At 61.0% G+C, this 12,336-nt stretch carries 9 protein-coding genes; 3 read left to right on the forward strand and 6 right to left on the reverse strand.

The annotated features are described in order from the left end of the window. Positions 1 to 184 precede the first annotated feature (184 nt). Positions 185 to 742 (forward strand): NADPH-dependent FMN reductase, encoded by a 558-nt coding sequence (locus LIY36_RS22565; protein ID WP_226457222.1) that lies wholly within the window; start codon positions 185 to 187, stop codon positions 740 to 742. Between the two features lie 114 nt (positions 743 to 856). Here the strand turns inward: LIY36_RS22565 and poxB are convergent, their stop codons facing one another. Together poxB and LIY36_RS22575 are read right to left on the reverse strand one after the other, a co-directional pair. Beyond that, positions 857 to 2,581, reverse strand: coding sequence for a ubiquinone-dependent pyruvate dehydrogenase (gene poxB, locus LIY36_RS22570; protein ID WP_192299697.1), 1,725 nt, complete (start codon positions 2,579 to 2,581; stop codon positions 857 to 859). A 77-nt stretch (positions 2,582 to 2,658) separates the two neighbouring features. Then, the gene (locus LIY36_RS22575) at positions 2,659 to 3,891 is read right to left on the reverse strand and encodes an NADH:flavin oxidoreductase/NADH oxidase family protein (RefSeq protein WP_226457223.1); all 1,233 of its coding nucleotides are present in this window, start codon (positions 3,889 to 3,891) and stop codon (positions 2,659 to 2,661) included. Between the two features lie 72 nt (positions 3,892 to 3,963). Between LIY36_RS22575 and LIY36_RS22580 the strand changes: the two genes are divergently transcribed. After that, positions 3,964 to 4,368 (forward strand): MerR family transcriptional regulator, encoded by a 405-nt coding sequence (locus LIY36_RS22580; protein WP_226457224.1) that lies wholly within the window; start codon positions 3,964 to 3,966, stop codon positions 4,366 to 4,368. Positions 4,369 to 4,409: 41 nt separating this feature from the next. On the opposite strand, the gene LIY36_RS22585 is transcribed toward LIY36_RS22580, so the two are convergent. Further along, positions 4,410 to 4,904 (reverse strand): DUF934 domain-containing protein, encoded by a 495-nt coding sequence (locus LIY36_RS22585; RefSeq protein WP_192299694.1) that lies wholly within the window; start codon positions 4,902 to 4,904, stop codon positions 4,410 to 4,412. Beyond that, on the reverse strand, positions 4,888 to 6,546 hold the full coding sequence (locus tag LIY36_RS22590; protein WP_192299693.1) for a nitrite/sulfite reductase: 1,659 nt from the start codon (positions 6,544 to 6,546) through the stop codon (positions 4,888 to 4,890). Before LIY36_RS22590 ends, LIY36_RS22585 begins: the two co-directional genes overlap by 17 nt. A gap of 423 nt (positions 6,547 to 6,969) precedes the next feature. Here LIY36_RS22590 and LIY36_RS22595 point away from each other — a divergent pair, with 423 nt between their 5' ends. Then, positions 6,970 to 8,037, forward strand: a complete 1,068-nt coding sequence (locus LIY36_RS22595) for an ABC transporter substrate-binding protein (protein ID WP_226457225.1) — start codon at positions 6,970 to 6,972, stop codon at positions 8,035 to 8,037. On the opposite strand, the gene LIY36_RS22600 is transcribed toward LIY36_RS22595, so the two are convergent. Beyond that, on the reverse strand, positions 8,034 to 8,252 hold the full coding sequence (locus tag LIY36_RS22600) for a DUF2970 domain-containing protein (RefSeq protein WP_192299691.1): 219 nt from the start codon (positions 8,250 to 8,252) through the stop codon (positions 8,034 to 8,036). The genes LIY36_RS22595 and LIY36_RS22600 overlap by 4 nt on opposite strands. Positions 8,253 to 8,467: 215 nt before the next feature. Then, positions 8,468 to 12,178 carry a methionine synthase gene (gene metH, locus LIY36_RS22605; protein WP_226457226.1) on the reverse strand — a complete coding sequence of 1,237 codons (3,711 nt, stop codon included), beginning with the start codon at positions 12,176 to 12,178 and terminating at the stop codon, positions 8,468 to 8,470. Between the last annotated feature and the right edge of the window lie 158 nt (positions 12,179 to 12,336).

Raw genomic sequence — 12,336 nt, forward strand, 5'->3', positions numbered from 1 at the left:
GCGGTTCTGTAGACCGTTATGGAGCGGTGTAGTTTACCTACGTTAAAAAAATACTATTCGCTGGCGATTTCGGATGAATCCTACAAGGTGGGGCGTTTGGAGGATTATCAAAAACCTTCTGGTGAACCCGCCGCGAAGACTCTATAACTACAAGCTCCTTTATTCAGACGTCGGGAAAACCTCCATGAGCAAGGTCTACACGATTGCCGTCCTGGTTGGCAGCTTGAGAAAAGAGTCGATCAACCGCAAGGTCGCCCTGGCCCTGGCCGAACTGGCCCCTGCCAACCTCAGGTTGAAGATTGTCGAAATTGGCGATTTGCCGCTCTACAACGAGGACATCGACGGTGCAACACCGCCGGCAGCCTACAGCACTTTCCGTCAGCAGGTGAGTTCATCCGACGCGGTGTTGTTCGTGACCCCGGAATACAACCGTTCCGTGCCTGCGCCGTTGAAGAACGCGATTGACGTGGGCTCCCGTCCATACGGCCAAAGCGCCTGGAGTGGCAAGCCGGGTGCGATCATCAGTGTGTCGCCAGGAGCCGTCGGTGGTTTCGGCGCCAACCATCACCTGCGCCAATCCCTGGTGTTCCTTGATGTACCGTGCATGCAGCAGCCGGAAGCCTATGTGGGCGGCGCGGGAAGCTTGTTTGATGAGGCCGGAAAGCTGTCGGAAAAGACCAAGCCATTCTTGCAGGCGTTCATCGACGCTTATGGCAAGTGGGTAGCCAAGCAAACAGCCTGACTTGGCAATGAGATGAGAAAGTGGGAGCGGGCTTGCTCGCGAATGTGCTGTGTCAGTCAACGATGCGTTCACTGATCCACCGCATTCGCGAGCAAGCCCGCTCCCACATGGGGTTTAGCGCAGCCAGTTCGTGCGTGCCAGCTCAATGACCTCATCGCCACGGCCACTCATCACCGCCTTGAGCATATACAGGCTGAATCCCTTGGCCTGCTCCAGCTTGATCGTCGGTGGCATCACCAGTTCCTGAGTCGCGGTCACCACGTCCACCAACACCGGCCCATCATGGGCCAGTGCGCGACGCAGTGCCGGTTCCAGATCTTCGGACTGCTCCACGCGAATCCCGAGGATGCCCATGGCGTTGGACATGGCGGCAAAGTCCGGGTTTTTCAGTTCGGTGCCGGCGTCCAGATAACCTGCGGCTTTCATCTCCATGGCGACAAAACCCAGGGATGAGTTGTCGAACACCACCACCTTGACCGGCAGTTTCAGCTGGGCCAATGAAATGAAGTCCCCCATCAGCATGGCAAAGCCACCGTCGCCGGACATTGAAATAACCTGCCGACCTGGAAACGCTGCCTGCGCGCCAATTGCCTGGGGCATGGCGTTGGCCATCGAGCCGTGGTTGAACGAGCCGATCAGTCGACGCTTGCCATTCATCTTCAAGTAACGCGCGGCCCACACGGTGGGCGAGCCGACGTCGGCGGTGAAGATCGCATCGTCGTCCGCCAATTCGCTGAGCAGGCGCGCCACGTATTGTGGGTGGATCGGCCGATTGGCCTTGGACGGTTGCGCCAGGTCGTCGAGGCCTTGGCGGGCTTTCTCGTAATGCTTGAGCGAGGTCTCGAGAAAGCTGCGGTCGGCCTTGCGGGTCAGGCGCGGCAGCAGGGCAGCGATGGTTTCGCTGACGTCGGCGCAGATGCCCAGGTCCAGGGTGGTGCGGCGCCCCAGCGCTTGTGGGTCGCGGTCGACCTGGATGATCTTCGCATCGGTGGGGTAGAACTGACGGTAAGGGAAGTCCGTGCCGAGCATGATCAAGGTGTCGCAGTCGAGCATCGCATGGTAGCCGGAACTGAAGCCGATCAGGCCGGTCATGCCCACGTCGAACGGGTTGTCCCATTCCACATGCTCTTTGCCGCGCAGGGCGTGTACCACGGGAGCGCCGAGGGCGTCGGCCAAGGCGACCACTTGATCATGGGCACCGGCACAACCGCTGCCGCACAGCAGGGTGGTTTTCTGACTGCTTTGAAGGATTTCGCTGAGGCGTAGCAGGTCTTGTTCCGCTGGCAAGGTGCGCGGTGCGTGCAGGGCCGGCCACGGTTTGAGCTTGTCTTCCACTTCCAGCAGCGACACGTCGCCCGGAATCACCACCACCGCGACGCCGCGATTGAGGATCGCCGAGCGCATGGCGCGATGCAGCACGTGGGGCATCTGCTCGGGGCTGGTCACCAGTTCGATAAAGTGGCTGCATTCCTTGAACAGTTCCTGGGGATGGGTTTCCTGGAAGTAGTTCAGGCCAATCTCGGTGGAGGGAATCTGCGCCGCGATCGCCAGCACGGGTACGTGGTTGCGATGGCAGTCGAACAGGCCGTTGATCAAGTGCAGGTTGCCGGGCCCGCAACTGCCGGCACACACCGTCAACTCGCCGGTGGCAGCGGCCTCGGCACCCGCCGCGAAGGCCGCGACTTCCTCGTGGCGCACATGCATCCACTCGATACTCTCCATGGTGCGCAGAGCGTCGGTGAGGCCATTGAGGCTGTCACCGGTCAGGCCCCAGATGCGCTTGATACCCGCCTGTTCAAGCGTGGTCGCCAATTGCTGGGCCAGGTTGATTTTCGCCATGAAAAACTCCAATCGTCAGTGAGGTTAAAAACTGCTGATCAATAGGGGACAGTTCGATCACGGCGAATGCTCCGCCTTTATTGTGAAGACTGCGCCATGGCCGCACGGTACTGCCGAGTGCGCCTGGCCAGAAACCATTGGTCACGCACCAGCGCCATGCACGGCGCTACCTTGGCGCTTGGCGCGCGACCGTGGCTGAGGCGGCGCATCTGGTGGCGCACCACCGCAAGGATGGCCAGGGACGCCAGAGGCTTGCGCTTCCAGTCCATGGGCTCGAGTTGCGGGTTGGGGTCGCGCCCTTCACGCCAGTGCTGGATCAACTGCGGCTCCAGGGTCAGGGCGGTGGCGATGCCGGCCATGTCGATGCCGCTGTCGAGCACCTGTTGCACGATCGGCAGGCGGCGGATGCCGCCGGTGACCATTACCGGCATCTTGGCGATACTTGCCAGTTCAGTGGCCATGTCCAGGAAATACGCTTCACGGGCCAGCGTGCGCCCGTCCCGCGCTTCGCCCTGCATCGCCGGCGCCTCATAGCTGCCGCCGGACAACTCCAGCAGGTCGATGGGCAACGGGTTGAGCATTTCGACCACGGCGCGCGCATCGGCCTCTGCAAAACCACCGCGCTGGAAGTCCGCCGAGTTGAGTTTGAGCGCCACGCAAAACGCCGGGCTGACGCTGGCGCGCACCGCGTGGATCACTTCCAGCAGCAGGCGTGCACGGTTTTCCAGCGAGCCACCCCAGCGGTCGTTGCGATGGTTGCTCAACGGCGAGAGAAATTGGCTCAGCAGGTAGCCGTGGGCGCCGTGGATTTGTACCCCGGTAAACCCGGCCTTTTCGGCGAGGCGGGCGCTGGTGGCAAAACGCTTGATCACCTCCTGGATGTCGTCTTCGGTCATGGCCTGTGGCTTGGCGAACATCTTCGAGAATCCACCCAGGTCGAGGGCTACCGCAGACGGCGCCATGGCTTGCTGGTGCAGGTTGGCCGGGGTCTGGCGTCCGGGATGGCTGAGTTGCATCCAGAACTGCACGCCCCTGTCGCGTGCCACAGCGGCCCATTCGCGAAAACTGTCCAGTTGCTGCTCGTCTTCCAGGGCCACGCCACCGGGGCCGGTCATGGCGCGGCGGTCGATCATCACGTTGCCGGTGATCAGCAAGCCGGGCTCGCCCTCGGCCCAGGCCTTGTACAGTTGCTTCAATTCGCGGGACGGGGCCTGTTGCGCATCGGCCATGTTCTCTTCCATCGCGGCTTTGGCGATGCGGTTGGAGATGATCTGGCCATTGGGCAGTTGCAGGGCTTCAAAGGGTGACATGGGTTGACTCCTGAGCAGGGGAGGCCTCAGGCTAAGCTTAAAGTTAACTTTAATGTCAAGCAGGTGATGGTGATGAATATTGGCGAGCTGGCAAAGCAGAGTGGGTTGGCGGCGTCACGTATCCGCTTTTATGAAGCGCAAGGCCTGATCAGTCAGGTGGGGCGCCAGTCCAACGGCTATCGACGTTATTCGGCCGAGGCGTTGCAGACCTTGCAACTGATCCAGAGCGCACAACAGGCGGGCTTCACCTTGCAGGAACTCAAGGCGTTGATGCCGGCGCCGGGCGAACACAAGCGCGAAGAGCTGATCGAGGCATTGGAGCGCAAGGTGGCGCAGATTGAGCAGATGCAGGCGCAACTGGCCCACAGCAAGGCCCAGTTATTGGGTGTGATCGAAGCGGTTCGGGCGCAGCCGGAAGGCGTGCCGTGCTCCATGGGGCAGAAGCAGGTGCTGGCGTCGATCCAATTCAATGGATAAAAAAAGCCCTGGCAGGCCAGGGCTTGATCATGCGCTGAAACTCAGCGGCGACGGAACAGTGGCAACGGTTCATCCGTTGCAGCCTGGTACGTCACCGAGAAGTCCTTGAGGCTTTCCAGCGCTTCGTACGGGTCTTTGTCGGCGCGCAAGGCGAAGGCATCGAACCCGCAACGGTGCAGGTAGAACAACTGATCGCGCAGGATGTCGCCAATCGCACGCAGCTCGCCTTTGTAACCATAGCGGTCACGCAGCAGGCGCGCGTTGGAGTAGTTGCGCCCGTCGGTGAAGGCCGGGAAGTTCAGGGCGATGACCTGGAAGTGTTCCACGTCGTCGCCGATTTCTTCAGCTTCTTCATCGGCGTCCAACCATACACCCAGGCCGCCGTCGCGGGCCTTGAGTGCATGAGCGTGCTCGCGCCACAGGGCCAGCGGCACGATCAGGTCGTCGCAGTTGGAGATGCCGTCAAAGCTCGCGTCCTTGGGCAGCAGGTGCCAGGTTTCGTCGAGGACTTCGTTGTTCTTAATGATTCGCTGCATAGACGCGCTCCTTGAACAGGTCAATGCCGATGCGCTGGTAGGTGTCGATGAAACGCTCATCTTCGGTGCGCTGTTCGATGTACACGTCGATCAGCTTGCCGATCACCTCGGGCATGGCTTCCTGGGCGAAGGACGGGCCGAGGATCTTGCCCAGGCTCGCGTCGCGGCTGGCGCTGCCACCCAGGGACACTTGGTAGAATTCTTCGCCTTTCTTGTCCACGCCCAGGATGCCGATGTGGCCGACGTGGTGGTGGCCACAGGCATTCATGCAGCCGGAGATGTTCAGGTCCAGCTCGCCGATGTCGAACAGGTAGTCCAGGTCGTCGAAACGGCGCTGGATCGATTCGGCAATCGGGATCGACTTGGCGTTGGCCAGGGAGCAGAAGTCGCCGCCCGGGCAGCAGATGATGTCGGTCAACAGGCCGATGTTCGGCGTGGCAAAACCACCTTCGCGCAGTTCGCCCCACAGGGTGAACAGTTGGCTCTGCTCAACGTCCGCGAGAATGATGTTCTGCTCGTGGGAGGTGCGCAGTTGGCCGAAGCTGTAGCGCTCGGCCAGGTCGGCGACGGCGTCCAGTTGCTTGTCGGTGATGTCACCCGGCGCAACACCCGTAGGTTTGAGCGACAGGGTCACGGCAACGTAGCCCGGCTTCTTGTGCGCCAGGGTATTGCGGCCACGCCAGCGGGCGAAACCCGGGTGCTCTGCGTCGAGGGCGGCGAGTTCGGCGTCCTGATTGGTCAGGGCCTTGTACTCGGGGTCGACGAAGTGCTTGGCGACGCGATGTACTTCGGCTTCGGTCAGAGTGGTCTGGCCGCCGCGCAGGTGTTCCATTTCAGCGTCGACTTTCTGGGCGAACACCTCAGGGGTCAGCGCTTTTACCAGGATTTTGATCCGGGCCTTGTACTTGTTGTCACGACGGCCGTAGCGGTTGTAGACCCGCAGGATGGCGTCGAGGTAGCTCAACAGGTCCTGCCACGGCAGGAACTCGTTGATGAACGCGCCGACCACCGGGGTACGGCCCAGGCCGCCACCTACCAGCACACGGAAGCCCAACTCGCCAGCGGCGTTGTACACCGGCTCCAGGCCGATATCGTGTACTTCGATGGCAGCGCGGTCCGAGGTCGAGCCATTGATGGCGATCTTGAACTTGCGCGGCAGGTAGGCGAATTCCGGGTGGAAGGTGGTCCACTGGCGGACGATTTCACACCAGGGGCGCGGGTCGATCAGCTCGTCGGCGGCAACGCCGGCGAATTGGTCGGTGGTCACGTTGCGCAGGCAGTTGCCGCTGGTCTGAATAGCGTGCATCTGCACGGTGGCCAGTTCAGCCAGGATGTCCGGCACATCTTCCAGCGCCGGCCAGTTGAACTGTACGTTCTGGCGCGTACTGATGTGCGCGTAGCCTTTGTCGAAGTCGCGGGCAATCTTGGCCATCATGCGCACCTGACGCGAGGTCAGTTGGCCATACGGCACGGCTACCCGCAGCATCGGCGCAAAGCGCTGAACATAAAGGCCATTTTGCAGGCGCAGAGGGCGGAACTCTTCTTCGCTCAGTTCACCTGCTAGGTAGCGTCGGGTCTGATCACGGAACTGCTTGACGCGGTCCTCGATGATGCGCTGATCGTATTCGTCGTATACGTACATATAGGTCCTGTTCTCGGCAAATCTGCGCGCACGGCCGCGCACTCCCAACGGAGCCGCCGCACGATACCAGTTTGCGTTTATGCGCAAAAGTGATGTTTGAGTATATGCAAATAACCAAATCGACTAATGAGAACTGTTATCGCTATACCCACATTTGTCATGCGGGCAATCTTGAACTTTACTGTGGTCGAGTCTTGATGCAGTCACCTAATAAAACCGATAAGAGGCGATGCGATGAGCAACCCAACCAAAGCCCGTAAGCCCGACAGTACCGTTGATGCCTGGGCCATTCTGTTTCTGATAATCCTGGTGGTCGGCACCGCTGTATTCTGGGTGAGTCACCAATAAACGACGTTGATTGAGCCTCGATTGAGCGGTTAATTGCCACTATCATGGCGGCCACTCTTCAAGGCTTGGATAACGATGCTGAAGGTTCTGATTACGTGCATGTGGTTGCTGGGGGCTGCGTATGGCGCAGCGGCCCATGCGACGTCCGTGGTGTTTCTCAACCCTGGTACGTCGACGGAAACCTTCTGGGTCAGTTACACGCAATTCATGCAGGCCGCGGCCAAGGACCTCGGCCTGGATTTGCGTGTGCGTTATGCCGAACGTGATTCCGGCAACACCCTGGCGCAGGCCAGGGACACGCTGCAAGGCCCCGTACGACCCGATTATCTGATGCTGGTGAACGAGCAATATGTAGCCCCACAGATTCTGCGCATGGCCCAAGGCAGCGGGGTCAAGCTGTTGATCGTGAACAGCACGCCAACCCCCGACCAAGTGCAGATGCTCAATGAGCGCAACGACGCTCACTGGATCGGCAGCCTGGTGCCCAACGACGAAGAAGCGGGCCATATGATGCTCGTCGATCTGGTGCACAAGCATGGGCCGATAGCCCCCGGCCAGACCCTCGACCTGCTGGCCTTTTCCGGCGCGAAGAACACGCCGTCCGCACAGTTGCGTGAACAAGGTTTGCGCCGTGCATTGGCGCAGTATCCGCAAGTGCGCCTGCGTCAGTTGGTTTATGGCGAGTGGAACCGTGAGCGGGCTTTCGAGCAAGCCACTCAGTTGTTCAAGCGCTACCCGCAGACGGCGCTGGTGTGGTCGGCCAACGATCAGATGGCGCTGGGCGCGATGCAGGCGCTGCAAGGCAGCGGGCGGGTACCGGGAAAGGACGTGTTGTTCAGCGCGGTAAACAGTTCACCCGAGATATTGCGGGCACGCCTGGACGGGCGTTTGACGACGTTGGTGGCCGGGCATTTCACCCTGGGCGGATGGGCGCTGGTCTTGATCAGTGACGATGCCAAGGGCGTGGATCTGGCCGCCCACGGCGGGCGCGATCGCCAGGCCGCGCTGTTCCAGTTGATCGATGGCGTGCAGGCCCAGCAATTGTTGGGGCCGTTGCCGGCGGTGAATTTTCGCGCACTGTCGGCCAAGGGCAAGCCCGAGTCCTACCGCTACCCGTTCAGCCTGCAACTGCTGCTGCATTAAACCCCGGCCAGTAGCAGTACCAGTTTGACGATGCCAAACAGCGTCAGTGCAAACACCGCCGTGAACAGGATACCTAGCAGCACAAAGTGACTGGGCTTGCCGTGGGTAAAGTCGCGGGCGCGGTTCTTGCCACTCTGCACGCCAAAGGCCGCCGCCATGACGCTGTGCAGCATCTGCCAGAAGGTTGGAGGCTTGTTGTTGACTGGATCGTCCATACATCCCTCGACACAAGGTGTGTGAGGGACAGCATAGCCGACGATCCTGCGAATGTAGTGAGCGGGCCTGCCCCGCGCTGGGGGGCGAAGCCGCCCCAAATCCAGGCGCCTCGGTCTTTCTGATACACCGAGTTGCCTGGGTTTGGGGCGGCTTCGCCACCCAGCGCGGGCAAGCCCGCTCACTACAAGGGCGTGCCCAGGAGTTGGGCGGGAGATCAGTTGTCGTAACCCAGGTTTGGCGCCAACCAGCGCTCGGTCACGGCCAGGTCCTGGCCTTTGCGTGCGGTGTAGCTGGTGACTTGGTCCTTGTCGATCTTGCCCACGGCAAAGTACTGCGCCTGCGGGTGCGCGAAGTACCAGCCGCTGACTGCCGCCGCCGGGAACATCGCATAGTGCTCGGTGAGGAACACGCCGCTGCGGCCGGCCTCCATCTCACGTGCCTCTGGGTCGAGCAATTGGAACAAGGTGCCTTTCTCGGTGTGATCCGGGCATGCCGGGTAACCCGGGGCAGGGCGGATGCCGCTGTACTGTTCCTTGATCAGTGCTTCGTTGTCCAGTTGCTCATCCTTGGCGTAACCCCAATAGTCCTTGCGCACTTGCTGGTGCAGCCACTCGGCGCAGGCTTCGGCCAGGCGGTCGGCCAGAGCCTTGACCATGATCGAGTTGTAGTCGTCGCCCGCGTCCTGGTAAGCCTTGGCGACTTCTTCGGCGCCGATGCCGGCGGTGGTGATAAAACCACCCACGTAGTCGGTCACGCCGCTGTCTTTTGGCGCCACGAAATCGGCCAGGGAGAAGTTCGGCTTGCCGTCGGTCTTGATGATCTGCTGGCGCAGGTGATGCAGGGTCGCCAGCGGCCGGCCGTCGTCGCCGTAGACCTCCAGGTCATCGTCCTTGACCTGGTTGGCCGGCCAGAAACCAAACACCGCGCGGGCGCTGATGAGTTTTTCGTCGATCAGCTTCTTGAGCATTTCCCGGGCGTCGGCGTACAGCGTGGTAGCGGCTTCGCCTACCACTTCATCGGTCAGGATGCGCGGGAACTTGCCTGCCAGGTCCCAGGAAATAAAGAACGGCGTCCAGTCGATGTACTCGGCCAGAACGTTGAGGTCGATGTTGTCCAGCACCTTGGCGCCAGTAAATGTCGGCGTCACCGGGGTGTAGCTGCTCCAGTCGAACTGCGGCTTCTTGGCAATGGCCGCCGCGTAGCTCAGGCGTTCGGTGCGGGCACTGCGGTTGGAGGTGCGTTCGCGCACTTCCACATACTCTTCGCGGGTGCGCTCGACAAAACCGGCCTTCAGCTCCTTGGACAGCAACTGCGTGGCCACACCCACCGCACGCGAGGCGTCGGTGACGTACACCACGGCGTCGTTGCTGTACTTGGGCTCGATCTTCACCGCCGTGTGCGCCTTGGAGGTGGTCGCGCCACCGATCATCAGCGGCAGGTGGAAGTCCTGGCGCTGCATCTCACGGGCCACGTGCACCATCTCATCCAGGGACGGCGTGATCAGGCCGGACAGGCCGATGATGTCGCACTTCTGCTCCTTGGCCACCTGCAGGATCTTCTCCGCCGGCACCATCACGCCCAGGTCGACGATGTCGTAGCCGTTGCAACCAAGCACCACACCAACGATGTTCTTGCCGATGTCATGTACGTCACCCTTCACCGTGGCCATCAGTATCTTGCCCTTGGCTTCCGGCTTGTCGCCTTTTTCCAGTTCGATGAACGGGATCAAGTGGGCCACGGCCTGTTTCATCACGCGGGCGGATTTAACCACCTGCGGCAGGAACATTTTACCGGCGCCGAACAGGTCGCCGACGATGTTCATGCCGGACATCAGCGGGCCTTCGATCACTTCGATCGGGCGCGCGAACGATAGGCGCGACTCCTCGGTGTCTTCGACGATGTGGGTGGTGATGCCCTTGACCAGTGCATGCTCCAGGCGCTTGTTGACTTCCCAGCCGCGCCACTCCTCGGTCTCGGCTTCTTTTACGCTGCCGTCGCCCTTGTACTTGTCGGCGATGGCGAGGAGGGCATCGGTGCCGTCCGGGGTGCGGTTGAGCACCACGTCTTCCACGGCGTCACGCAGCTCGGCCGGGATCTGGTCGTAGATCTCCAGCTGGCCGGCGTTGACGATACCCATGGTCAGGCCGTTGCGAATCGCATGCAGCAGGAACACCGAGTGGATCGCTTCGCGCACCGGGTTGTTGCCACGGAACGAGAACGACACGTTGGACACGCCACCGGAGGTCAGCGCATACGGCAGCTCATCGCGGATGTAGGCGCAGGCGTTGATGAAGTCGACGGCGTAGTTGTTGTGTTCTTCGATACCGGTGGCGACCGCAAAGATATTCGGGTCGAAGATGATGTCTTCCGGCGGGAAGCCGACTTCATTCACCAGGATGTCGTAGGAGCGTTTGCAGATTTCCTTCTTGCGCGCTTCGGTGTCGGCCTGGCCGGCTTCATCGAAGGCCATCACCACCACGGCGGCGCCGTAGCGCTTGCACAGCTTGGCGTGGTGGATGAACTGCTCGACGCCTTCCTTCATGCTGATGGAGTTGACGATGCCCTTGCCCTGGATGCACTTCAGGCCGGCTTCGATCACGTCCCACTTGGAGGAGTCGATCATGATCGGCACGCGGGAGATGTCTGGCTCGCCGGCGATCAGATTGAGGAAGGTCACCATGGCCTTCTTCGAATCGAGCATGCCCTCGTCCATGTTGATGTCGATCACCTGGGCGCCGGCTTCTACCTGCTGCAGGGCGACTTCGAGGGCTTCGGTGTAGTTGTCTTCCCGGATCAGCCGGGCGAACTTGGCCGAACCCGTGATGTTCGTGCGTTCGCCGACGTTGACGAACAACGAGCTGCGATCGATGGTGAACGGTTCCAGGCCCGACAGGCGGCAGGCCTTGGGGATGTCCGGAATCGGGCGCGGCGCATAACCGGCCACGGCCTGGGCGATGGCCTCAATATGGCCTGGCGTGGTGCCGCAGCAGCCGCCAACGATATTGAGGAAGCCACTCTGGGCGAATTCTTCGATGACCTTGGCGGTTTGCGACGGCAGTTCGTCGTATTCGCCGAACTCGTTGGGCAGGCCGGCGTTCGGGTGCGCGGAGACGTGGGTGTTGGCTTTGTTCGACAACTCTTCCAGGTACGGACGCAGCTCGCTGGCGCCCAGGGCGCAGTTGAGGCCCACGGAGATCGGCTTGGCGTGGGCCACCGAGTTCCAGAACGCTTCGGTGGTCTGGCCCGACAGGGTGCGGCCGGAAGCGTCGGTGATAGTGCCGGAAATCATGATCGGCAGTTCGAGGCCCAGTTCTTCGTACACCCCTTGCACGGCAAAGATCGCGGCTTTGGCGTTGAGGGTGTCGAAGATGGTTTCGATCAGGATCAGGTCGGCGCCGCCCTCGATCAGGCCTTTGGTGGCTTCGGTGTAGTTTTCCACCAGCTCATCAAAGGTCACGTTGCGGTAGCCGGGGTTGTTCACGTCCGGCGACAACGAGCAGGTACGGCTGGTCGGGCCCAGCACGCCGGCGACGAAGCGCGGCTTGGCCGGGTTTTCCAGGGTCTTGGCGTCGGCGATCTTTCTCGCCAGGCGTGCGCCTTCTACGTTCAGCTCGTAGGCCAGTGCTTCCATGCCGTAATCGGCCATGGAAATACGCGTGGCGTTGAAGGTATTGGTCTCAAGGATGTCGGCGCCGGCATCCAGGTAGGCTTTTTCGATACCGCCGATCACGTCCGGACGGGTGAGAACCAATAGGTCGTTGTTACCCTTGACGTCGCTCGGCCAGTCGGCGAAGCGTTTGCCACGGTAGTCTTCTTCTTCCAGTTTGTAGCTCTGGATCATCGTGCCCATACCGCCGTCGAGGATCAGGATACGTTCCTTGAGGGCTTGATGAAGGGCTTGCAGACGAACGCTACGATCGGACATGGGACTACTCTAGGTCAGGCATTACGGAGGGCGTGAATCATAGCAAACCTGTGCCGATTTGGAGCATGTGCAGGTTTTGCATGAATATCGTTCATGTTGGCAGGGGGTGTGGCCCGGTAGAATCACCAGCAAATTTTCAGCGCACGCATTGAATCGGG

Source organism: Pseudomonas sp. AF03-9, assembly GCF_020515815.1.
Classification (GTDB): Bacteria; Pseudomonadota; Gammaproteobacteria; order Pseudomonadales; family Pseudomonadaceae; genus Aquipseudomonas.